Origin of the sequence: Fluviibacterium sp. S390 (genome assembly GCF_049800695.1) — a bacterium.
In the GTDB taxonomy this organism is placed as follows: domain Bacteria; phylum Pseudomonadota; class Alphaproteobacteria; order Rhodobacterales; family Rhodobacteraceae; genus Meridianimarinicoccus.
In genome coordinates this window covers 35233-56641 of record NZ_JBNAFN010000026.1, presented here as the reverse complement: position 1 = coordinate 56641, position 21409 = coordinate 35233, and the positions used below count along the sequence as shown (strand labels likewise).

General features: G+C 58.4%; 22 protein-coding genes. 10 read left to right on the top strand and 12 right to left on the bottom strand.

Annotation, left to right across the window (positions count from 1 at the left end):
• The first annotated feature begins 184 nt into the window (after positions 1–184).
• The 3 genes from ACP15K_RS17445 (at position 185) to ACP15K_RS17435 (ending at position 1223) form a co-directional block, all read left to right on the top strand.
• The gene (locus ACP15K_RS17445; protein WP_424991131.1) at positions 185–445 is read left to right on the top strand and encodes a hypothetical protein; all 261 of its coding nucleotides are present in this window, start codon (positions 185–187) and stop codon (positions 443–445) included.
• Positions 446–569: 124 nt separating this feature from the next.
• Positions 570–827, top strand: a complete 258-nt coding sequence (locus ACP15K_RS17440; RefSeq protein WP_424991130.1) for a helix-turn-helix domain-containing protein — start codon at positions 570–572, stop codon at positions 825–827.
• A 168-nt stretch (positions 828–995) separates the two neighbouring features.
• The gene (locus tag ACP15K_RS17435) at positions 996–1223 is read left to right on the top strand and encodes a hypothetical protein (RefSeq protein ID WP_424991129.1); all 228 of its coding nucleotides are present in this window, start codon (positions 996–998) and stop codon (positions 1221–1223) included.
• Between the two features lie 120 nt (positions 1224–1343).
• On the opposite strand, the gene ACP15K_RS17430 is transcribed toward ACP15K_RS17435, so the two are convergent.
• Positions 1344–2090 carry a hypothetical protein gene (locus ACP15K_RS17430; protein WP_424991128.1) on the bottom strand — a complete coding sequence of 249 codons (747 nt, stop codon included), beginning with the start codon at positions 2088–2090 and terminating at the stop codon, positions 1344–1346.
• Between the two features lie 149 nt (positions 2091–2239).
• Here ACP15K_RS17430 and ACP15K_RS17425 point away from each other — a divergent pair, with 149 nt between their 5' ends.
• On the top strand, positions 2240–2881 hold the full coding sequence (locus tag ACP15K_RS17425; RefSeq protein WP_424991127.1) for a hypothetical protein: 642 nt from the start codon (positions 2240–2242) through the stop codon (positions 2879–2881).
• Here ACP15K_RS17425 and ACP15K_RS17420 read toward each other — a convergent pair.
• The 4 genes from ACP15K_RS17420 to ACP15K_RS17405 all read right to left on the bottom strand — a co-directional run bounded on the left by ACP15K_RS17420 (position 2878) and on the right by ACP15K_RS17405 (position 9472).
• Entirely contained in the window at positions 2878–3393 is a 516-nt protein-coding gene (locus ACP15K_RS17420; RefSeq protein ID WP_424991126.1) for a disulfide bond formation protein B, read from the bottom strand. The two genes, ACP15K_RS17425 and ACP15K_RS17420, sit on opposite strands and share 4 nt — an antisense overlap.
• A 101-nt stretch (positions 3394–3494) precedes the next feature.
• On the bottom strand, positions 3495–3836 hold the full coding sequence (locus ACP15K_RS17415) for a copper-binding protein (RefSeq protein WP_227364362.1): 342 nt from the start codon (positions 3834–3836) through the stop codon (positions 3495–3497).
• 33 nt (positions 3837–3869) lie between these two features.
• On the bottom strand, positions 3870–7052 hold the full coding sequence (locus tag ACP15K_RS17410; protein ID WP_424991125.1) for an efflux RND transporter permease subunit: 3183 nt from the start codon (positions 7050–7052) through the stop codon (positions 3870–3872).
• Entirely contained in the window at positions 7049–9472 is a 2424-nt protein-coding gene (locus ACP15K_RS17405) for an efflux RND transporter periplasmic adaptor subunit (protein ID WP_424991124.1), read from the bottom strand. The genes ACP15K_RS17410 and ACP15K_RS17405 overlap by 4 nt, the downstream gene beginning before the upstream one ends.
• A gap of 180 nt (positions 9473–9652) precedes the next feature.
• Here ACP15K_RS17405 and ACP15K_RS17400 point away from each other — a divergent pair, with 180 nt between their 5' ends.
• From ACP15K_RS17400 to ACP15K_RS17390, 3 genes are all read left to right on the top strand, one after another.
• Positions 9653–10849: a DsbA family protein gene (locus ACP15K_RS17400; protein WP_424991123.1), complete on the top strand. Its 1197-nt coding sequence runs from the start codon at positions 9653–9655 to the stop codon at positions 10847–10849.
• A 101-nt stretch (positions 10850–10950) separates the two neighbouring features.
• Positions 10951–11364, top strand: a complete 414-nt coding sequence (locus ACP15K_RS17395) for a rhodanese-like domain-containing protein (protein ID WP_424991122.1) — start codon at positions 10951–10953, stop codon at positions 11362–11364.
• 16 nt (positions 11365–11380) lie between these two features.
• Positions 11381–13495 carry a protein-disulfide reductase DsbD family protein gene (locus ACP15K_RS17390; protein WP_424991121.1) on the top strand — a complete coding sequence of 705 codons (2115 nt, stop codon included), beginning with the start codon at positions 11381–11383 and terminating at the stop codon, positions 13493–13495.
• A gap of 5 nt (positions 13496–13500) precedes the next feature.
• Here the strand turns inward: ACP15K_RS17390 and ACP15K_RS17385 are convergent, their stop codons facing one another.
• The 5 genes from ACP15K_RS17385 to ACP15K_RS17365 form a co-directional block, all read right to left on the bottom strand.
• Positions 13501–14154: a DUF3047 domain-containing protein gene (locus ACP15K_RS17385; RefSeq protein ID WP_424991120.1), complete on the bottom strand. Its 654-nt coding sequence runs from the start codon at positions 14152–14154 to the stop codon at positions 13501–13503.
• 8 nt (positions 14155–14162) lie between these two features.
• A complete protein-coding gene (locus ACP15K_RS17380) occupies positions 14163–14930 on the bottom strand; it encodes a MauE/DoxX family redox-associated membrane protein (protein ID WP_424991139.1) in 768 nt (255 codons plus the stop codon).
• Positions 14931–14946: 16 nt separating this feature from the next.
• Positions 14947–15885 (bottom strand): DUF305 domain-containing protein, encoded by a 939-nt coding sequence (locus ACP15K_RS17375; protein ID WP_424991119.1) that lies wholly within the window; start codon positions 15883–15885, stop codon positions 14947–14949.
• 68 nt (positions 15886–15953) lie between these two features.
• Entirely contained in the window at positions 15954–16355 is a 402-nt protein-coding gene (gene cueR / locus ACP15K_RS17370; protein ID WP_424991118.1) for a Cu(I)-responsive transcriptional regulator, read from the bottom strand.
• 12 nt (positions 16356–16367) lie between these two features.
• The gene (locus ACP15K_RS17365; protein ID WP_424991117.1) at positions 16368–18878 is read right to left on the bottom strand and encodes a heavy metal translocating P-type ATPase; all 2511 of its coding nucleotides are present in this window, start codon (positions 18876–18878) and stop codon (positions 16368–16370) included.
• A 206-nt stretch (positions 18879–19084) separates the two neighbouring features.
• Between ACP15K_RS17365 and ACP15K_RS17360 the strand changes: the two genes are divergently transcribed.
• From ACP15K_RS17360 to ACP15K_RS17350, 3 genes are read left to right on the top strand one after another with little or no spacing between them, the layout of a single operon-like run.
• Positions 19085–19378, top strand: a complete 294-nt coding sequence (locus ACP15K_RS17360) for a DUF2933 domain-containing protein (protein ID WP_424991116.1) — start codon at positions 19085–19087, stop codon at positions 19376–19378.
• Positions 19379–19429: 51 nt separating this feature from the next.
• Complete coding sequence (locus ACP15K_RS17355; RefSeq protein ID WP_299784433.1) at positions 19430–19642, top strand: heavy-metal-associated domain-containing protein; 213 nt, start codon at positions 19430–19432, stop codon at positions 19640–19642.
• Positions 19643–19650: 8 nt separating this feature from the next.
• A complete protein-coding gene (locus ACP15K_RS17350) occupies positions 19651–19920 on the top strand; it encodes a hypothetical protein (RefSeq protein ID WP_424991115.1) in 270 nt (89 codons plus the stop codon).
• Between the two features lie 34 nt (positions 19921–19954).
• Here the strand turns inward: ACP15K_RS17350 and ACP15K_RS17345 are convergent, their stop codons facing one another.
• Positions 19955–20623 carry a L,D-transpeptidase gene (locus ACP15K_RS17345; protein ID WP_424991114.1) on the bottom strand — a complete coding sequence of 223 codons (669 nt, stop codon included), beginning with the start codon at positions 20621–20623 and terminating at the stop codon, positions 19955–19957.
• A 54-nt stretch (positions 20624–20677) separates the two neighbouring features.
• A complete protein-coding gene (locus ACP15K_RS17340) occupies positions 20678–21406 on the bottom strand; it encodes a DsbA family protein (RefSeq protein ID WP_424991113.1) in 729 nt (242 codons plus the stop codon).
• Positions 21407–21409: the final 3 nt, after the last annotated feature.

The following is a 21409-nucleotide window of genomic DNA, read 5'->3' as shown; positions in this document are numbered from 1 at the left end:
TCAAACGCGCAACGTCCGGGCATTCCCACTTGAAGCCCAGAGTTACGATAGTATATTATTATCCGCAAGATATAATGCGGCAGATACGGCTGTATCTCGGTTACTCAAACTCTAGGCACGGCCATTGGCGTCTATCAAGGAAAATAGGGGTTTCAGAAACCTGCGGTTGAGCCGATGGGTGAGGATGCAGGCTGTGGCCTTCCTGATGCTCGTTCCAGTCGCAAGCCAGGCCGGATCCTGTCTCGCCCCAGTTCGGCCATTTGTTCCAAGCGATTCGCAGGCCGCCCGGGATTATGCCGATATCATCAGACGGGACTTCGAGGTCTACATCGCGGACATTCAGGACTACTTTCGCTGCCTCGAGCAGGAGCGTGCGCGAGCTTTTGAGGAAGCCCGCGAAGTCAGTCAGGACTACGGTCGGTTTCTGGAACTGGTGGGGGATTGATGGGCCTCTGGGCATGCACCAGACTTGCACCCAATGGAAACCAGACGCCGATAACACCCTCAAATATCTACTTTTTAGATAACAGATTTCATCCGCTAGCGACGTCACAAAAGGTATGTGACGCGTGGCAAAAACAATCTGGAGTACCGGGCATCTGGCCCTTTGTCAGTCTTTGGTCGAGGCCCGAAAACACGCGGGTCTGGGGCAGAAAGACTTGGCGGACAGGCTCGACTGTCATCAGTCTCTCGTGGCGCGCATTGAAAGTGGCCAGCGACGGATCGACGTTGTCGAGTTCATCGTATTGTCCCGGGCGCTTGGCTTCGACTTATCGGAGGTTCTGGCAATCGTCGAAGCCGCCACGGAGCCCGACCACAAGATTTGAAAACAATGCAATTTTGGGGCGTTCCGCTTTGGATGTCCCCGCGTGAGACCAGCTACCTCAATGAAGAGCAGTTAGCCAACATCTACCACGTGCGGCCTACGGCGCGAGTGAGCGCCTTATGACACCATGCCGCAAATTCAGCGCCATAGTGCAGGAAGTCAGTAAACAGTGAACGATGATAAAGGTGAGGGCGTCGCGATCGCCAATCTGATCGGGACCGATGGGTGCAGCATTGTTGGTTGGGTTTATCGCTGGAGTACAGGCGGGCATGCGGTGATGTGGGACGTCCACGGGCCCCAGCCGGTGTCGGAAATCCGGCCGGATCTCACTGCGGAACAGAAACAGGAAATCGACTTCGATGCGCTCACGCGGATCCGACGACGCGGGGGCGGGTGAGGAGAGCGAACCCGCGACGTTTGCCGAAATCCCAAATAGCCTGTGGACCGCGCCATGCACTCGGTGCCGTTGTACAAGTCAAAGAAGCCGGGTTCCGTTGCAAGCCTACGCGGCGGCAGGTCAGTAGTTCACCTGCTCAAACCCATAGTTGCCCTCATAGTCACGCCAATCGACAAATACGGATCGGTGATAAATGCCGGGGCAATGCTCGCCCCAACGTTCAAGTCCCACATGGGCCTCGGGCAGGGCAGTTATGGAAGATCTCTGCCAAGAGAAATCGCCTTGGGTCCCATAGGTGCCGAGAACCACTATCGCACTTCGGTTGCAGTCCCCATCGCGCCCGGACTCGTGCTGTCGAGCATACCTTACATCGAAGACGCGGATGGACCGCACGAAATTGAACTCAGGTCCGCTGATATCGATGTCCGCGCGATCTTGAACAAGCTGAAGGGCCCTATCAGCGAGAACGAGGTCATTAGGTGCTTCTGGAGTGCGCCAAGCAGCTTCAATCGGTGTAGCGGCACCGCCTGCTGGATAAGATTGTCGCGGTCCAGTGCTGTTGTCCTGGAAAAACGCTTCATAGATGCGGTCTACGCTGTTTGATGAAGGAGAGGTCTTATAGGACGCGCCCATAGGACAGCGCCAGATTTGTAGCGGCGGTTCCACCGGCCACGGCGTAATTCGTCGGATGAATTCGGCGCGGGCTCTGGCGCATGGCACGGAAGCAGGCCAGCCACCAGAAAGGCACAGGAGGATCGCGCAATCGATCGGGTATGTCTGCGCGCGGGCGGGCATCGGCAGCGAAGAACTTGTCACAGTCAAAGCGACTGCGACCGAGGGGAGGAGTTTCTTGAGTAGATGACGCATGCTGAGGACCCTCTGTGATAGAGTTCAGCATACATACGATAATATACTATCGCAACACTAAGTATGTCGGCGCATAATGAAGTTTATGTAAAATTTTAACGTTCGCGGAGAAAGTCGACTGTTGCCTCCCGACATGCCAACCTGCTCATATGCAACGGTTCTTCTCAACCAAGATGCCGGGCGTGAAATTTGTAATGAACGTCTTGGTCTTCAGCCTGATCGGGCTCCTACCGGTCTTGCTCGTTTATGTCATGCGTGCGCCTGGATTTGCTTCTGCGTTGATGGACAGTGGACCGGCATTATCACGATTTCTCAGACAGGTTCTGACGAATGGGCTACCGGTCATCTTTATCGTCAACTACGTCGGCTTCTTCCTGTTTGCGGTGTTGAATGCGAAAGACACCAATAGCCGTGATCCGGCGGTATTCATTCTCTTCGATGTGATAACTCGCGTCGCTCTTTTTCTCGTTCTCCACGCCTTCATTTACGTGCTTTCCGCCAGTTGGTTCGGCTCTTTTGGAGGCAGTCGGGCGACGGCTCTTTCAGTGGTTGCGCCCACACTGGCGCGGTCAGCACTCTTTGAAAACATATCCGGAGTCTACCTGTACGCCACTTTGGTAAGTGCACTGCCGCTCTATGTTACGGCAGCCGGAAAGTCGGCAATCCTGAGACCATTCGTTGATCTCTTCCCAAGGAAAATGGGCGCGGTTTCGGTTGCTCTCCTCGCTTTTTTGTCGGCCGCTGTGTGTCTGACGGCTATTGCCGTCGTCATCCTGCGTCTTCAGAGCTAGATTGCCGTCGCGCTCTCACGTGAGCGCGACGCGCGCCATGCTTTGGCAAAGGCCAGAACCCAGAGCCCTGCAAGAAGGAAACTCCAAAGCGCGTTCCAACTCGCCATAGACAGGCTGAAGAACTCCCAGGCGACTTGGTCGCACATGACCAAGGCTGACGGCGCGGATGATGCAGAGGGCAGAAGGTCCGCACCGGACAAGTTCGACATATCAAGACCAGAGCCGGTGCACGCCGTCGGACCTTCCCACCAACCCCGTTCGACGCCGGTGTGGAAAATCCCGATGCCTGCTGTCGTGAACGCTGCGGCAGCGCCTGCCATCAGTAGTAGTAAGATGGGCAAACCAACCATGAGGAGCGCGCCAATAGCGATGGCGATCGCGTGAGGGTATCGCTGCCAAATGCACATCGCGCATGGTGCGTAGCCCGCTGCCTGAAACAAGAAGGCAGCCAGCAAAAGAACGGCCGATCCGCCGGCAGCGATCAAACCAAGTTGTTTCGAAGACAGCGGCATTCACTTTCCTTTCGCCTACACGCAGCTCGGCGGTCGAACTCGGTGTACCTCTCCAAGTACGCGCCGCAGTTGCCGATTTCTCGGCAACTGCGCATTCGTGATCAGTTCGGCATTATGGCCCCGATTGCGTACATGCCATCCTCGCCCTTGACGAGCATCAGGGTCACCTCGTCACCATCGGTCACCTCGCCCATCATCTGCGCGTTTTCCAGAACCGTCATATCCATCGTCATTGCAGGCCAGCCGATCTCGGGAATCGGGTCATGGCTCACATTTGCAGTGCCGTCGCCGATCGAATTGATCACGGCCTTCGCGTGAACTGCGCCCTCCATTTGTTCAGCGGACATCGGCATGTTCGAATGATCCATATTGTGGTTCATTTGCGCGATAGCCCCTGTCGCAGACAGGGTCAGAAGTGCGAGACTTGCAGTCAGTATCTTCATGAGAAGCTCCATTCTTGAGGTTTGTGCGTTCGATTATTCGGCAGGCAGTGCTGCATCGACGGGCTGCTGAATTGGGGACGTGATTTCGCGGTTTACGCGTTTCAGCGCGAGCCGTTTCCAAATCACGAATATGGAAGGAATGACAAAAAGCGTCAGCAGGGTCGCTGTCACCATACCGCCGATCATCGGTGCAGCGATGCGTTGCATGATCTCCGAGCCGGTGCCGGTGCCATACATGATCGGTATCAGCGCCGCGAAGATGGTGGCCACGGTCATGACTTTGGGTCTCACCCGAAGAACAGCTCCCTCAAAGACGGCCTCCTCGATATCGTCTTGTGTCAGCTTGCGGCCTTCGGATTGACCGAGTTTGCGTCGCTTTTCCCAAGCGAGATTGAGATAAAGCAGCATGACGATGGCTGTTTCGACGGCCACGCCGGCCAGGGCAATGAAGCCAACGAGGACGGCGATCGAAATGTCGAAGTTGAGATACCACAGAAACCAGACACCGCCTGCCAACGCGACAGGAAGCGCGGCGAGAATGATGCCAACTTCGATCACCCTATTGAACGCCATGAACAACATCAGCGTGATGATCATAAGCGTGGCGGGCGCGACGATCGCCAGCCGGTCCTGCATCCGCTCGATGTATTCATACTGCCCAGACCATGTCAGAGAATATCCGGCCGGCAGGCGCACCTGATCGGCCACGACCCTCTGCGCCTCGGCGACATATCCGCCGAGGTCTCGTCCTGCGATATCGATAAACACGAACCCCGTGCGCCGCGCGTTCTCTGATCGGATCATGCCCGGACCATCGACAATTCGGACATCGGCCAAGGCGGTCAACGGCACATGAGCCCCTGATGGGGTGACAACGGGCAAGTTTTCGAGGCGTTCGGGGCTGTCGCGCCACGCCTGCGGATAGCGCAGGTTAATCGGAAAGCGCTCCAGCCCTTCAACGGATTCCGATACCTGCATCCCACCGATGGCGGTTTGCACCACATCCTGAACATCCCGCACGCTCATCATGTATCGCGCTGCGGCGTCGCGCTTGACGTCGATTTCTATGAAGCGCCCGCCTACCGGGCGCTCCGCATAGGCGGAGGCAGTGCCCTCGATATCCGACACGGCCCGTTCCACTTCGATCCCGATGTCTGTGATCACGTTCAGATCAGAACCCGAGATCTTCACACCAACCGGCGTTCGTATCCCGGTGGCAAGCATGTCGATCCGGTTCTTGATCGGCTGGATCCAGACATTGGTCACGCCCGGGATCTGCACAGTCCGATCAAGCTCATCGCGAATTTTTTCCATGGTCATGCCAGGGCGCCACTCAGCTTCTGGTTTGAGTTGGATCGTGGTTTCCACCATCGTGAGTGGTGCAGGATCGGTCGCTGTCTCTGCGCGCCCCACTTTGCCGTGCACAGTTTCAACCTCTGGGATTGTAGCGATCAGGCGATTGGTCTGCTGCAAGACCTCGCGCGCCTTACCGATCGACACTCCCGGGTAGAAGCTTGGCATGTAGAGGAAGTCGCCCTCATTCAGCTCGGGCATGAACTCGGACCCGAGCCGTTGGTAGGGATACCACATTGAAGCCACGAGGGCACCGGCAAGCAAGGTTGTCGCCCACGGCCAGGCGATGGCTGCGTCCAGAAAGGGACGATACAGGAAGACCACCAATCGGTTCAGTGGGTTTTTGCGCTCGGGCAAAATCCGGCCCCGGACAAAGTATCCCATCAAGACCGGAACCAGTGTGATTGATAGGATCGCGGCGGCGGCCATCGCGTAGGTCTTTGTATAGGCCAGCGGGGCAAAAAGCCTCCCCTCCTGATTTTCCAGCACAAAGACAGGCAGAAAGCTGACCGTGATGATTGCCAAGGAGTAAAAGAGGGCCGGACCGACCTCAGAGGCGCATTCCTGCACGATCCTCCACCTGTTTTCTGCGGTCAGCTTTTCCTTCTCCAGCCGCCTGTGCATCGCCTCGATCATCACGATCGACGCATCGACCATGGCTCCAATGGCAATCGCGATGCCACCAAGCGACATGATGTTCGCATTCACGCCCTGCGCTTTCATCAGAATGAAGGCAGCGAAGATGCCGAGGGGCAACGACAGCAGGATCACCAGTGATGAGCGCAGATGCAGCAGAAAGGCCGCACAGACGAGGACGACGACAACGAATTCCTGCGTCAGCTTCTTCTTGAGATTGTCGATTGCGCGTTCGATCACGCCGGACCGGTCATAGGTCGTGATAATCTCGACACCTTCCGGCAGGTTTGGCCGCAACTCTTCGATGCGGGCCTCCACCGCTTTGATGGTCGCAAGGGCATTGCCACCCCATCGCATGATGACCACGCCGCCAACGGCATCGCCCTGCCCGTCAAACTCTCCGACGCCGCGGCGCAATTCCGGTCCTAGGCGAATGTCAGCAACGTCGCCGAGGGTCAGAGCAGCTCCACGCTCGTTGATCATTAAGGGTGCGCTGGATAGATCAGAAAGCTCATCGATGTATCCGGACGAGCGGATCATGAATTCTGCTTCGCCCATCTCGATCACGCTTCCGCCGGTCTCTCGATTGGCCGCCTGAATCGCGTTCCTGAGTTGTGTCAGCGTGATATCGTAGGCCCGCAATTTGTTCGGATCGACGACGACCTGATACTGTTTGACCATGCCGCCAATCGTTGCGACTTCAGACACACCGTCGACAGCCTGCAGTTCGTATTTCAGAAACCAGTCCTGCAGCGTTCTCAGTTGCGCGAGATCGTGTGTGCCGGTTCTGTCGATCAACGCATATTGGTAGATCCATCCGACCCCGGTGGCATCCGGGCCAAGCTGAGGGGACACTCCGTCCGGCAGGCTCCCGGTGATCTGCCCAAGATATTCGAGGACGCGGGATCTTGCCCAATACAGGTCCGTGCCATCTTCGAAAACGACATAGACAAAACTGTCACCAAAGAAGGAAAAGCCGCGTACATCCTGTGCGCCAGGTACCGCCAGCAACGATGTGGCGAGCGGATAGGTGATCTGGTTTTCGACCACTTGCGGCGCCTGCCCCGGATAAGGGGTGCGGACGATCACCTGCACATCGGACAGGTCCGGTATCGCATCGACCGGTGTCTCGCGGATGGCCCAGATGCCTGCGACACCCATCATGACGGCAAGGACCAGAATGACAAACCTATTGGCCAGCGAGGCGCGGATGATCGCCGGGATCACTGGGTAACCCTCCCGTCACGGACAACATCGATCAATGTCATCGAGAAATCCGGGTTGCGCCGCAGGATGAGCGTGACGTCCGTTCCCAATGTGAGTTGGGAAATCTCGAGCTCCTCAGCCAAGGGAAAATCCATTGTCATTCCGGGCATGCCGATATCGGTCATCGGCCCATGGGTGATGTTCGCCGTCCGTGATTGAGCATCGATGGAGTTGATTTGACCTGAAACCTGCATGGGCGGTGCCACAGGTTCGGCCGCTGCCAGCACCATGTTCATGCCGTCCGGGCGCGCGAAAGTGAGCACCATCTCCACATCTGTCATCAAAGCGGCAGCGTCGAGTGACGGATCAATATCAAAGGCCATGGTCATGCCAGGCATGCCGATATCGGTCATCGGTCCATGGGTGATCGTGGCCTTTGAGGCGTCTGTATCGACACTATCGATCGTGCCTGAGACCACGATGGGCGGTGCCGCAGCTGCCTCAAGCTCGACATCAGACAAGATCATGTTCAAGCCATCCGGCCGTGCAAATGTGAGGGTCATTTGGACGCCGGTTTTCAGCGATGCCATGTCCAAGCCCGGATCGATGGGGAAATCCATGGTCATGCCTGGCATTCCGATCTCAGCCATGGGCCCGTGGGTGATCGTTGCGGTTCCGGAATTCAGATCCAGGTCGTCGATGGTGCCGGACACCATGATCGGCGCTGCGGCATTTGTTTCAGCCGCTTCCACCTCTTCGGGATCGGTGCCCTCGGCGCGGACCGCGACTACGGAGAAAAGGCCGCCATCACCTGCCGTGAGATCGAATTCGATCGGCGCATCGAGAGGCACGGCCTCAAGATCAACCCCCAACACCGGCAGGTCCATCGTCATTGCGGGCCAGCCAAGCTCTGGGATCGGGCCATGCTCCAGCGTTAGCTTGCCATCCGACGTCACCGCGCGTGCAATCCCAGTGCCGGTACCGGCAATTCCATCATCTGGCGCAAGTTCGGTGAGGCTCAGGAGTCCATCTGCGCCACGGGCCACGAGAAACGCGACTGCCTCCCCCTCCTTTAGCCGATCCAGGGGAACATCGGCTCTCACCGGGAAGTCGGATGTCATCGCTGGCCAGTCCAGGCTTTCCAGGGCGTCATGCTGCACGGTTGCCACCCGACTCTGTGGATCGAGAGCAACGAGAACACCGCTGCCCCGCGCCGGGTCGGCATCCGTTGGCGCCATGCGCGTGAAGCCTGCGCTCAAAGCGCTTTCGCTGTCGATCAGGAACTGTGCGGAGGCAACGACCTCTTCACCCGGACCCAGGCCCTGAAGAATTTCTGTCCGCCCGCCTTCTCCGAAACTGTCCCGGAGACCGGCAGTCACCAATCTCGGTCGGAAGGTCCCCTCCCCTGTTTTCAGGATGACGCGCTCAGCCGACCCTGTGCGTATTACGGCCTCAGATGGCACTGTCAGGACTGTACGGCTTTCGTTGGGCGTGAGACTGACACTTCCGAACATTCCGGGGCGGAGCACGCCATCGGAATTGTCAAACCTCAGTCGAACAGGAAGCGTTCGTGTTTGGGGATCGAGTTCGGGATAGATGTAGTCGATGTCGCCTTCAAACACGCGCCCTGGCAAGTGTTCGAACCGAGCGATGGCCCGCATATCCTCAGACAGCCGGGCAATATCACGTTCAAAGACATCTACAATGAGCCAGACCTTCGACAAGTCAGCGACGGAGAAGGCAAGCGTTCCAGGTTGCAGATACATGCCATCGGCCGCATTCAGGGCGATGACCACGCCGTTCTGTGGTGCTTCGATCTCGATGTTGCGAACCAATTCGCCGCCTGCCTCGATCTCCGCAACCTGGCGGGCGGACATACCGTGGCTCATCAGCTTGTTGCGCGCCGCATCCAGAATGCGGGGGTCACCATCTTCGACAGCGCGAACAAGATCACCCGTCGCGGCTGCGATGAGTGGAGAAAAGAGCTCGAAAAGAACCTGCTCCCCGGCAACGCGGTCTCCGACCGCTCGGACCTTAAGCCTTTCGACCCAACCTTCTACCCGCGTATGCACATGACTGGTCAGATGTTCGTCATACCCCACGAAACCCACAGTCTCGATCCGAGGTTGCACTTCACTCATGCGGGCGACCGCCGTGCGTACGCCGATTGCGTTGATTTCGGCCGCGTTCAGTGTGACCTCGGCAGGATCACCAGATGGTTCCTGTCCGGCATAGACGGGAATAAGATCCATCCCCATGGGCGACTTGCCCGGTCCTGGTTGACGGAAATTTGGGTCCATGGGCGCAACCCAATAGAGAATCTCGGGGCCTTCAGATCCGCCTTGCACCGCTGGATTCAGGTACAACCGCTCAACGTAAACCCCACCGCCAAGGCCGGCCGCCAAGGCAAGAACTGAAAGTGCCGCGTATCTTCCACGCATAAACATCGTCTCCTGACGGCTGCATTGGATGCAGCGATCGATTGGTCAAACAGCCCATATGCGGGCACCGAAATGTCAGGAGTGTCGGGGCGGGCGATCGGGCACGAGGGGCTCACGGGATATATGAGCCCTTGAGAATGCGGCCCGTGTTGGCGCCGTAAACGCGGTTTCTTCAGACCGATGATCCAGATGTTGCTGGTAGTCCATGACACAGCAAAGACCGGTGTGGCACCCGTCGCCGTGTCCTGCGTGAGCGTCCGTTTGCCGCTCGCCATTGTTTTCGGGGTGGTGCGCGTGAATGTGATTGGACACTTCTCCCACAGAAGCGATGTACAGGCCGCGCTCCACGCCGCTGATCTCTCCATCAAACGGCATTGCCTGCGTTCCGACGACGGTGATCGTCAGACACACACAGGCAAGACATGCCGATCGCAGGAAAAAGAACGCGTTCCAAACCATATGCGAGAAATAGCGCTCTTCAGAAGTTGCGGCAATTGGAGCGGGGCTGAAAGATTGTATCAGTTTGTAAAGTTGACCTTTTCCAAGGCTTCACACTACGAACTTAAGGGGGGACACGGTGAGATCAGGCTTCAGATGGATTCCAAGAAACGGTCAACGCTTCTGACGATCGGTGCGATCATCGCAGGGTATGCCGCCCTGCGCACAGTTCCCTCATTGTTGCCGGAAAAACTGGAATTGCAGGCGCTCGATAGACCAGAAGGATTTCGTAAGTTCGTTGCGGGTGAGACGTCAGGCGGCTTCGATCCTTTTGTAGGCTTGGGCACGGCGGACAGCACCGAAGTGGCGGCGCAGAAAGCCGCAGCCTTCGAGCGCGTCTCCGAGAATATTTGTTCGGCCCTTTACGGTGGTCTGAGTCCCACGCCTACCCAGGTCCCGATGGCGTCGTTCTCGGACTACTATTGCCCCTTTTGCAGGGTGCAAACCAAACGATTGGCCGACATGACGAGCGAGATGCCAGACAAGATCGCAGTGGCGTGGCACGAATTGCCGCTCCTCGGCGACAGCTCAAATCTTGCGGCCAAGGCAGCTCTGGCGGCGAAACGGCAAGACGCATACGTCGCGTTCCACGAACGTTTGATGACAACGCCATTCCAAGCGTCGCCAGAATACCTTGCCCGCCTCTCCGATGACATCGGCGTCGATAGCAAGAAATTGATCGCCGACATGGAGAGTGCTGAGATCACGCGCGAGCTGGAAGACAGTGCAGCGCTTGCACGCGTGTTCGCCCTTGTCGGCACGCCGGCCCTCGTGATCGGCCGTACTGTCGTCCAAGGTCAGATCAGCGACAGAATGGTTCGGGAAATCATCGAGTTGGAGCGCGAAGAGGGTTGGCGAGATGTCTGTACGGCTGCATAGGTTGCAAGTCTCGCCCCGGGAAGTCTTGGCGTTTCTCGTCAATCGACTATGGATGCAATATGGATAGGCGGTGCTTCATCCTGCTTGTTTCTTCGTGGGTCATGGAGCCCCAGGTCGTTGCGGCCGCGACGCGCGAAATCTGGTCGGCTGCCGAGACGGCCGACGCATTGTCGCGGAACAGGATATCCCTGATTGATGTTCGATCGCGCCCTGAATGGGTGGAAACGGGCGTCGCAAAAGAGGCATGGCCGATCAGTATGCACGAACCCGGGTGCGAGCAGCGCTTGTTCGCCGCACGCGATTTTTCAGGCGAGAAACCCATTGCGCTGATCTGCGCCACCGGCGGGCGCAGCGGTCGCCTTTTGAGCGCCTTGAAACGAGCCGGTTACACGGGCTTCATCGATGTGTCGGAAGGCATGCTGGGATCACCGAAGGGGCCAGGCTGGATCGCACGCGGACTGCCAGTGACGAATCTCGAGGCGGCCTTGGCAAGCCTGCCTGGCGCTTTGCGTTGACCGGATGCTCATCCAAATGACCGTCCGGGTTTCTCACCTCGGGGCTTGGCTTCCGCTCTTCCTTCTCGGTTGCATGGGCATCTTTCTTTCCGATGCCGCCAAGGCTGCCGAATCCGAGAGCTTTTCAAACCCCGCCGTCACGGCGCGTCTGATCTCGGCCGAAGACGGGATTGCGCCAGATGCCGCCTCCGTCTCACTTGGATTGGCGTTGGAGTACGGCGAGGGCTGGAAGGGATACTGGCGCACGCCCGGCGAGGTCGGTTTGGCACCGAAACTCGACTGGGCTGGTTCGACCAATCTGAAATCCGCCAAGCTCCTCTGGCCCGCGCCGGAACGTTTCGAGGCCTTCGGGATCGAGAACTTCGGCTATTCAGGTCAGGTTGTCTTGCCGATCCGCGCGAGACTTGAGGACGCCGGCCACCCTCTGGAACTGCGTGCCCGCGTGTCCTTGCTGACATGTTCGACTGTCTGTGTGCCCCATGACTTCGAACTTTCGCTCGCCCTACCGCAAGGCGTCGGGATCGATACAAACTCGGCTGGCCAGATTGCTACTTACGCCGATCGCGTTCCCGCGGTACCCGAGAACAGCGACATCAGGATATCGGTCACGGCCCTAGATACGCGCGACTCGGCTCTCATCGTTGTGGCAAAGAGCGACACACCGTTCGGTGAGGTCGACGTGTTCCCGGAATTCGGACCCCTTGTGACCTTTGGCAAACCAGATATCCGGTTGGATCGCGATAGAACGGAACTCTGGGCAGAAATACCGATCAACGCCTGGACCGAAGAGCATTCAGAGCCTTCGGTGACGATCACAGACACCGCACGTGCAATCACGGCGCCGATCACGCTTACCTCAGATCCCCCTGCCCCACCGTTTTCAAGCGCGAACCCTCGAACGAGTGTGCTGAAGGTCGTGGCGGTGGCCGCCATCGCCTTTCTCGGTGGTCTGATCCTGAATGTCATGCCCTGCGTGTTACCCGTTTTATCGATCAAGCTCACATCCGTTTTGAAGGCAACCGGTCAAACCCGGCAGATGACGCGCAACGGATTCCTGTTTTCAGCCTTGGGGGTACTGACATTTGTCTGGGCGCTTGCGGCTGCCTTAGTGTTTCTTCAATGGATCGGAGTATCCGTCGGCTGGGGTATACAATTCCAAAATCCGGTCTTCGTGACGCTGATGTTCATGGTCATCGTCGTCTTTGCCGCCAATCTCTTCGGTGCATTCGAGATAACCCTGCCCGCGGCCCTTCAAGACCGCCTGGGTGCCAGCAATGCCAGAGCCGGGTACATCTCAGACTTTGGCACCGGACTGCTTGCGGCCATCCTCGCTACGCCGTGTTCCGCCCCGTTCCTCGGCACCGCGATCACCTTTGCGCTCGCGGGTACACAACCGGACGTGATAGTGATATTCACGGCGCTCGGTCTTGGACTGGCCCTCCCCTACCTGGTCATTGCCGCACGTCCCGAGTTGGTCACGCGACTGCCCCGGCCCGGGCGATGGATGCTTCTGGTCAGGATCCTTCTTGGCGGTCTGTTGCTGGCAACAGCCGCATGGCTCTTGTTCGTTCTTGTCGGCGTGACGGGTGGGCGTGCAGCTGCCTTCATCTCGGCACTCACAGCTGTGTTCATCGTCGCCGCATCAATCCCACAGGCAAACCAATGGGTACGGCGTGCGGTTCTCAGCGCCTGTGTTTTTCTGGCGATTTTCGGGGCAGGTCTCACCTCAACCCCTGACCGCACCACAGCAGGGGTTGATGCGACGTCCCACTGGCAGGATTTCGAACCCCTCGGCATCGCGCGCCGCGTCTCTGAAGGCGAGACGGTGTTCGTCGATGTGACCGCGGATTGGTGTCTGACCTGCAAAGCCAACAAGTCTCTCGTGCTTGACAGGGATCCAGTGCGTGCGCGGTTGCGCGGCGGTTCCGTGATCGCCATGCAGGCGGATTGGACCCGCCCGGATGACAACATCGCGCGGTTTCTCGAGCGATATGACCGCTACGGCATTCCGTTCAATATCGTCTTCGGGCCAGGGTCGCCTTCCGGCATCGCTCTCCCGGAAATTTTGACGCCACAGGCAGTTCTTGACGCTCTCGACACAGCGTCTGTTCGAAGTGTCGCGTCGGAGTAACGCGTTTAATCGAGCTGAAGATCGGAAATCGACGCAACGATTCTGCCCTTGGTATCATCGCTGTCGGCCGACACGGCCAATCCAATCAGGGCACCCGGCTCGATCCCGAACGCAGTGCGATGATCTGATGCGAGATCGACCTGCTCACGATACTGCCCGATCTCTGAAGGGCGCAGGACTTTGCTGCGCAACCGGGGCGAATAGGGGCTGGGCAATATCGCATTGGTCGGGTGCGCACCGCCCCACACGTAGATCAGGGCGCGTGCGCTGTCCTCTTGAAGAATGCGCCGCGCGCTCTTTCCGCTCAGAGCGTCCACCCTCTCCGGATCGACGAACACGAAGTAGATCGCCAGATTTCTGTCGTCACCACCTTTGATCGTAAGATCGGTCGGTCGGACACCCTCGTGGACCCGCCAGACCCAACGCGCAGACTCAGCCGAACGATTGAGGTCCTCAACGGGGCGCCAGAGCAACGAGACCGTACCGTCCGAAACGATGTCCAACTGGCGTCCCCGTTGACCAAAATCGTTCGAGAAAAGGCGCAAGAAGCCCTGCTCTTTCCAGCTGCCGTCAAAAGAAATGACCTCGTTGGCGGTGCCCGCGGCTGGTGCAAACACGGCGCATGTCAGCAAGGTCAGAACTTTGGCGACATGGACCATTGCTCGTCCTATATCCAACCGAGTGCGCGCGCGGGCATCCAGACCCCCATAAAGATCATCATCAGATTTTCGGTCAGCGACACAAATCCCAGTGGCACGTTCGACCCGCCACCAACGCAAGCGCATTTCAAATCTCGCCCGTCGATATAGACCGCCTTGAACACGGAAACCGCCCCGATGGTCCCGATCACGAGGGCAATTGGGGCGCTGATCCACACTAGTGCGCCCGCGACCATGAGAACGCCCGCGATGGCTTCACCAAAGGGATAGATGTAGCCGTAACGCACCCAGCGTTGCGCGAGCAGATCGTAGTTCAGGAACATCGTCGAGAAGCCTTCGATATCCTTCAGCTTCTGGACGGCAAGGAAGCACATGGAGATCGCGATAAACCACTCGAAAGCACGGAGCGTAAGTATCGACCCAGAGAACGCCCAGCTGAGACCAAGGGCCATGAGAAACGACACCGAGAAGATCGCGATGACCGGCTGATAGGTTGTCTCGTCCGCGTCCTTAACCTCTTTCCCGAAGTGCTCGCGCAAGGCGTCATAGCCGCCGATGCGCGTACCGCTGATGAAGGTCTGGGGTGTTGTCGATACGTCGTGTTCCGCCTTGAACGCGTCCGTCTCTTCGCGCGTCGTCAGATGATGATCTTCGACCTCATACCCTTCGCGCTCCAAGAGATCTTTCGATTTCAATCCATAGGGGCAGAGGTGGTCTTCCATGACCATGCGATAAAGAACAGCCTTTCCTGCGGCCTGGTTTGTATCTTTCGGCATCATGTCCTCCATTGGTCTAGCTGTTGCAGGTCCAGTATCCCATGAAGCCAACCGCGAGCGGGGTTTCACCGGTCAATTCGAACAGAAGGGTAGAGCCTTCTCCGTTGTCAGCATCGCTCATCGCGACGGTCATCTGGCCACCATCGGCCATCAGAACACCTCCAGGGGCCACATTGCCGGTCGCTTCGAATTGCACCAGCGACCCGGAGACTTTCGCGATACCCTGCCCGTTTCCATCGGTCGCCAATACGGGGTCGGCGTTGACGGCGCGAACGAACGTACACATCGGCTCGGTGCCGAGCCCGCTCTCGATCTCCGCGTCCGAAAGAGGAGCAGGACGGATGCCTGCAATAACCGGCGTCGAGATTGCCTGCGTCAGGCTTGCCAAGCTTGCAGGTCCATCGGATTTACCCAATGGCCATTCTGGCCCAGCTTCGCCATTTGCTTCGATGTCGGCAAGCAGGAAGCGCATCTCCGCAATTTCCCGATCTTGGGCAACGACAATTTCTTCGGCGAGCGCTCTGACGCGTGGGTCAGTGATTTCCGCCCTCTTGCTGGTCATGATTGCAATCGAATGGTGCGGGATCATTGCACTCATCCAGCTTTCATCCTGCACGGATTCCTGGCTGCGCACGAGCCAGAGAGCGCCGGCGAACAGGACTGCCGAGCCTGCAAGAATGGCGACATTGGCGACGAGGTTTTTGTACATGCCCCACATGAAAAGGAGCATCACAATAGCCATCGTCGCACCCATGACAAAGGTCATATAGAACCGTGTCTCGCTCCAGTAGACATGTTCGAGAGCATAGGTGTTCAGATACATCAGACCGAACATGAGGGCCGTCGACGTTCCAACCATCGCGATGAAGCGCCCGTAAGAAGACTTGCCGTGACTGTCCGATTTGACGGAAACAGCAGAGTTGCGTTCATAATGAGATATTTCTGAATCTGACATGTGAACTCCTTTCGCTTTCCTCTGGAACGAGATTCCAGCGCTGGAGGGTTCCGAAATAGAACGCGTTTTCAGCGGATGTTCTTCAGGTCACCAGAAAGATCCTTCAAGATCGGGCAATCCGGTCGGTGGTCTCCGTGACAGGCCTTGACGAGATGGGACAGGGTCTCGCGCATCTCCTGAAGCTGAGCGATCTTGTCGTCGATTGCGCTCAGGTGCTCTTCAGCGATGGTCTTCACCTGGGCGCTTTCCCGCGTTTCATCCTCGTAAAGGCTCAAGAGATTGCGGCAATCCTCAATCGAGAACCCGAGCGCACGCGCGCGACCCAGGAATGCAAGCTTGTGCAGATCGGTCTCGCGAAACGCGCGGTATCCATTGCCGCTGCGCTGCGGTCTAACCAGGCCAATATCCTCGTAGTAGCGGATGGTTTTGGGCGGGATGCCGGACCGCTCTGCAACTTCTCCAATGTTCACGACACGATCCTCCTATTCTGCGGGTTGGGTCTGTGCACTGATCCGTGGTGCGGTGATGTCTCTGTCTTCACGCAAGGCTGGCGCGATGCGGCGCAGACGCAGGGCGTTTGTCAGAACCGATACCGACGACAGGGCCATCGCACCCGCCGCGAAAACCGGGGAAAGAAGCAGACCAAAAGCCGGATAGAGAACCCCGGCGGCGACCGGGATCAGCGCAACATTATACCCGAAGGCCCAGACGAGGTTCTGGCGAATGTTCGACATGGTGCGCCTGGAAACCTCGACCGCATTCACCACGCCGCGCAGATCGCCTGACATCAAGACCACATCGGCGGATTCGATGGCGACATCGGTTCCGGTGCCGATGGCGATGCCGACATCCGCATGGGCCAGGGCCGGTGCATCATTGATGCCGTCGCCGACGAAAGCAATCTTTTGGTCTCCCGCGCGCAGATCGTCGAGAGCTGCGACCTTGCCATCCGGCAGGACTCCCGCGATCACGTGGTCGATTCCGGTTTCGCGCGCGATGGCCTCCGCCGTCTCGCGTTTGTCTCCGGTGATCATCGCAACCTTGAAACCGCGCGCGTGCAGGGCTGCAACGGCTTCCTGGCTGGCGGGTTTTACGGGGTCCGCCACGGCGATCACGGCGGCCAGTTTGCCGTCGATCGCCGCATAAAGCGCTGTCCGGCCCCGCCCAGCCAGCTCGGCTTCGGTTTTGGCCAAAGCGGTGATGTCGATGCCTTCGCGGGACATATAACGGTCCGCGCCGACCATCACCTCCTGACCTTCGACGGTCGCGGCGACACCGTAACCCGTAATAGACCGGAAGCCCGTGGCATTCGCGACGGCGATTCCTTCGACCCGCGCGCCGCGAACAATGGCTTCGGCGATGGGATGCTCAGACTGGGCCTCGACGGCAGCGATCAGGCTCAGCACCCTGTCTCGGTCGAAACCGTCGGCGGTGACCAGATCGGTCAGCGTCGGCTGACCTTCGGTGACAGTCCCCGTCTTGTCGAGTGCGATGACATCGACTTCGGACAGGGCCTGGAGCGCATCACCCTTACGGAACAGCACCCCCATCTCTGCGGCGCGCCCCGTTCCCACCATAATCGACGTGGGCGTGGCCAAGCCCATGGCGCAGGGACAGGCAATGATCAGAACCGAGACGCCGGCCACCAGCGCAAAGGTCAAAGCTGGGTCCGGTCCGAAAAGCAACCAGACCGCCACCGTAAGCGCGGACAGCACCATGACCGCAGGCACGAACCACAGGGTCACGCGGTCAACAAGGCCCTGGATGGGCAGCTTGGCGCCTTGCGCCTCCTCGACCATGCGGATGATCTGTGCGAGCGTGGTATCCGACCCGACCCGTGCGGCCTTGAACGTCAGGCTCCCGGTGCCGTTGACGGTCCCGCCCGTTACGGCGGCACCTGCTGCCTTCTGCACGGGCACAGGCTCTCCGGTAATCATGCTCTCATCCACATTGCTGGATCCCTCGGTCACCTCGCCGTCCACAGGGATCCGCTCACCCGGGCGGACCAGGATCACATCGCCGACGGCGAGTGCATCGACATCGACCTCTACCGTGTCACCACCCCGGACGACGCGCGCGGTGCGGACCTGCAGGCCCAGCAGAGCCTGAATCGCAGCGCCGGTGCGGCCCTTGGCGCGTGCCTCGAGCCATCGGCCAATCAAAATAAGGACGACGATGACCGCAGCGGCCTCGAAATAGACCGCGCGCACACCCTCTGGCAGAAGTCCGGGAAGAAAGGTTGCGACCACCGAATATCCCCAGGCAGCGCCGGTGCCGACGGCGACGAGGCTGTTCATGTCCGGGGCGCCCTTGAAAAGCGCGGGAAACCCCTTGGTGTAGAAATGGCGTCCCGGCCCGAAGAGGACGAGTGTTGCGAGGACGAACTGGATGATCCAAGACGTTTGGAGACCAACCGTCGTCATCACCAAGTGATGAAATGCCGGAATAAGGTGGGAGCCCATTTCAAGGATGAAGACCGGAAGCGTTAGAATTGCTGCCAAAAGGACGCTGCGGCGCAGTCCGTCGGCTTCTTCTGCCTTGCGTGCGACGCGAGACTGGCTCGCCTGCGCCTCTGCAATCTCGGCCGGATAACCAATCGCCGCCGATGCCGCCATCAAATCGCCCAAGGACACGGCGCCCTCGAAATACTCGACCGTCGCCGTTTCTGCCGCCAGGTTCACGCTAACGGAAAGCACTCCGGGCACGTCCGCCAGTGCCTTGTCCACCCGCCCGACGCAGGATGCGCAGGACATGGACGCAATGTTCAAGGTGACCTTGGATGTCCGCGCGGGATAACCCAAGGAGGCAAGCGTCTGCGTGGCGTCGGCAAGCCGAGACGGATCATCCAGCGAAAGGCGCGCCGTTTCGGATGCGAGGTTGACGGCGACTTCGGAAACCCCGTCGAGCCCCGCCAAGGCCTTTTCAACACGCCCCACGCAGGATGCACAGGTCATGCCTTCGATGCTGAGCGTTGTTTGTCTGGTGTCGGTCATGGCATGTTCCCTCGATTGCGTACTCGAGGCAGATATAGGGCTTCCAGTCACTGGAAGCTCAAGGAGTTTATCGGAGATTTCTTTTTCAACCGGCACAGCATCAACCTACAGTCTCTCTAACCCCCTGTTTCCGATTGAAATGTATCGATTTGTAAACTTGTCGCACGAGCGATTGGTGCGCTATCTCCGAGGAAGGAGTATGTTCGATGAATATGTCAGATCAAGAAAAGCAGCCGCAGAATTCAAAGATGATGCACGTCGGCATGTGGGTATGCTGCGCGGTGATGCTGCTTCCGCTGCTTGTTTTCTTTGTCCGAGGCGGCTCATTTTTTGGATTGCAGGACAGTTTGGGCGTTCTGGCACCAATCGCCCTTTGCCTCGGCGCACATGGCGTGATGTTCTTCTTCATGGGGAAGTCCTGTCATGGAGGCAGCAAGTCATCGAATAGCAACGCTCCCGTCGCCATAAAAACCCCAGTTCCAACATCGACGGACGCTTGACCTTCCACCAACTGGAATCCCTATTTCCAATTGGTGAGAAAAGGATGCGCCATGAAATTTCACGTCCCAGAGATGAGCTGCGGCCATTGCGTCGCTGCAATCGAAAAAGCGGTAAAAGCCGCAGACCCGTCAGCAACCATCCGGACGGATTTGGCTGCACACGCGACAGAGATCGACTCGACAGTCTCCACGGCTGCCCTGCTTCAGGTTCTTGCGGAAGCTGGTTATCCGGCGATCGCTTTGGGAGAAGGTTCGGAGGATTGAAAATCCGGATGAACGGGACCTCTAAGGCGTTGGGCCTGATTTTTGGTGCGTATCTGTTGACCGGATGTTCCACGACACCCGTGGTCGATGCGGACGGTGCCTTCACCGAATTGCCTGAACCACTCGTCGGTCTCGCTGCGCCATACCAGAACCTCAACAAGGTACGGCTGGATCCGAATGACAGTTGCTTCTGGTATTTGCACAACGGCCCGGTCGAAGCGACCTGGTTGCCGCTCAGAACGTCACAAGGCAATCCAATCTGCCAGGCGGTAAGCTAGGTCAAGACGCTTTGAGCAACATCAAGGTGCCCATTTAGCCGCCGATCGCATCTTCGGGCGGATACAGGTGAGCGGTCTTGCGCGTTTCCACGTTGGGATAGAGATCGTTGATATGTGCCATGATCATGCGCACGCACCCTGAACTCGCACGACCTCCGATCGAACGCGGCTCAGGCGATCCATGAATACGCAGATAAGTGTCCCGGTTCCCCACGTAGAGATAAAGCGCACGGGATCCCAATGGGTTGGTTGGCCCCGCGTCCATCCCCTCCGCATGCTGTGCATATAGGTCCGGGTCGCGTTCGATCATGTCGTCCGTTGGACGCCAAGTGGGCCACTTGGCTTTACGCCGGATCGTGTAGACACCCGGCTCGTACAATGTCCCGCGTGCGATGGCCACGCCATAGCGCATCGCCGTGTTGCCGTTCGGCTCGATATGATACAAGTAGCGCGCAACGGCATCGACATGGATGTCACCCGGCACGAGGCCCGCCTTTGCCTCCACCCGAACCGGTAGGAACCGCGGATGAACCCCCCACGGATTGGAAGTTGAGGGGTCATAACCCGGAGGTGTGACTTGCGCATCCCAGACATCCCACATCGCGCGCGGGGACGTGGGCGCTGCCGATATCGACGTGGCGAGCGGCGCCGAAAAGAGCATTGCAGACCCTACCACAAAGTGCCGACGCGTCAGTTTGGCCATCAAAGTACCTCTTTCACTCGTTTTGACTGTGTCCGTTCGCCCATTGTCAGGAAACTATTGACCTGCGGCGCGTGCTTCCTGCGCAAGACGGATCATCTGATCTGCCTCGATGACCCCCGGAACCAGCGCGTCTCCGATCACAAAGGATGGCGTGCCATTGAAGCCGAGCGCGCGGCTCATCTCCATTGACGCCGCGATATGGGCATCGATCTCAGGCGCCTGCATGTCCCGTCGCAGCTGCGCAATATCCAAACCAATTTCCTGCGCGACCTGGATGACGGACGCTTCCTCGGCTCGGCCCTGCATGCCCATCAACGCCCAGTGAAATTCCTCGTATTTGCCCTGCTCTCGCGCGGCCAATGCGGCGCGCGCGGCAAAAACCGAGCCGTCTCCGAGGATCGGCCACTCTCGATAGACCAGCCTCACATTGGGATCTTCGTCCAAGAGCGCTTCGATATGCGGCTTCACGCGACGACAATAGGGGCAGTTGTAGTCGAAAAACTCCACGACCGTGACGTCGCCTTCAGGATTTCCGAGAACCGGTGCGTTCGGGTCGTTCTCGAGGAGATCGCGGTTTTCGGAGAGGACACTCGCCGCCGCGGCCGCCTGCCGTTCCTGTTCACGCCGTTCAATGATCTGAACCGCCTCGAGGACAATTTCCGGGTTTTCGCGGATGGCCTCCAGAACCAATTCCTTGACCCGGTCTTCGCTGAGCGCGTCAGCATGAGACGCGAGTGGTGCAAGCAGAAGGGCGACCAGAGACATTGCCATTGCGATCTTCATGAG

Bases quoted from the DNA above. Each gene is read 5' to 3' on its own strand.
- ACP15K_RS17445 (WP_424991131.1), top strand. From the start codon at position 185: ATGCAGGCTGTGGCCTTCCTGATGCTCGTTCCAGTCGCAAGCCAGGCC.
- ACP15K_RS17430 (WP_424991128.1), bottom strand. From the start codon at position 2,090: ATGCGTCATCTACTCAAGAAACTCCTCCCCTCGGTCGCAGTCGCTTTG.
- ACP15K_RS17425 (WP_424991127.1), top strand. From the start codon at position 2,240: ATGCAACGGTTCTTCTCAACCAAGATGCCGGGCGTGAAATTTGTAATG.
- ACP15K_RS17420 (WP_424991126.1), bottom strand. From the start codon at position 3,393: ATGCCGCTGTCTTCGAAACAACTTGGTTTGATCGCTGCCGGCGGATCG.
- ACP15K_RS17415 (WP_227364362.1), bottom strand. From the start codon at position 3,836: ATGAAGATACTGACTGCAAGTCTCGCACTTCTGACCCTGTCTGCGACA.
- ACP15K_RS17405 (WP_424991124.1), bottom strand. From the start codon at position 9,472: ATGCGTGGAAGATACGCGGCACTTTCAGTTCTTGCCTTGGCGGCCGGC.
- ACP15K_RS17400 (WP_424991123.1), top strand. From the start codon at position 9,653: ATGATCCAGATGTTGCTGGTAGTCCATGACACAGCAAAGACCGGTGTG.
- ACP15K_RS17395 (WP_424991122.1), top strand. From the start codon at position 10,951: ATGGAGCCCCAGGTCGTTGCGGCCGCGACGCGCGAAATCTGGTCGGCT.
- ACP15K_RS17390 (WP_424991121.1), top strand. From the start codon at position 11,381: ATGACCGTCCGGGTTTCTCACCTCGGGGCTTGGCTTCCGCTCTTCCTT.
- ACP15K_RS17385 (WP_424991120.1), bottom strand. From the start codon at position 14,154: ATGGTCCATGTCGCCAAAGTTCTGACCTTGCTGACATGCGCCGTGTTT.
- ACP15K_RS17380 (WP_424991139.1), bottom strand. From the start codon at position 14,930: ATGCCGAAAGATACAAACCAGGCCGCAGGAAAGGCTGTTCTTTATCGC.
- ACP15K_RS17375 (WP_424991119.1), bottom strand. From the start codon at position 15,885: ATGTCAGATTCAGAAATATCTCATTATGAACGCAACTCTGCTGTTTCC.
- ACP15K_RS17365 (WP_424991117.1), bottom strand. From the start codon at position 18,878: ATGACCGACACCAGACAAACAACGCTCAGCATCGAAGGCATGACCTGT.
- ACP15K_RS17360 (WP_424991116.1), top strand. From the start codon at position 19,085: ATGAATATGTCAGATCAAGAAAAGCAGCCGCAGAATTCAAAGATGATG.
- ACP15K_RS17355 (WP_299784433.1), top strand. From the start codon at position 19,430: ATGAAATTTCACGTCCCAGAGATGAGCTGCGGCCATTGCGTCGCTGCA.
- ACP15K_RS17350 (WP_424991115.1), top strand. From the start codon at position 19,651: ATGAACGGGACCTCTAAGGCGTTGGGCCTGATTTTTGGTGCGTATCTG.
- ACP15K_RS17345 (WP_424991114.1), bottom strand. From the start codon at position 20,623: ATGGCCAAACTGACGCGTCGGCACTTTGTGGTAGGGTCTGCAATGCTC.
- ACP15K_RS17340 (WP_424991113.1), bottom strand. From the start codon at position 21,406: ATGAAGATCGCAATGGCAATGTCTCTGGTCGCCCTTCTGCTTGCACCA.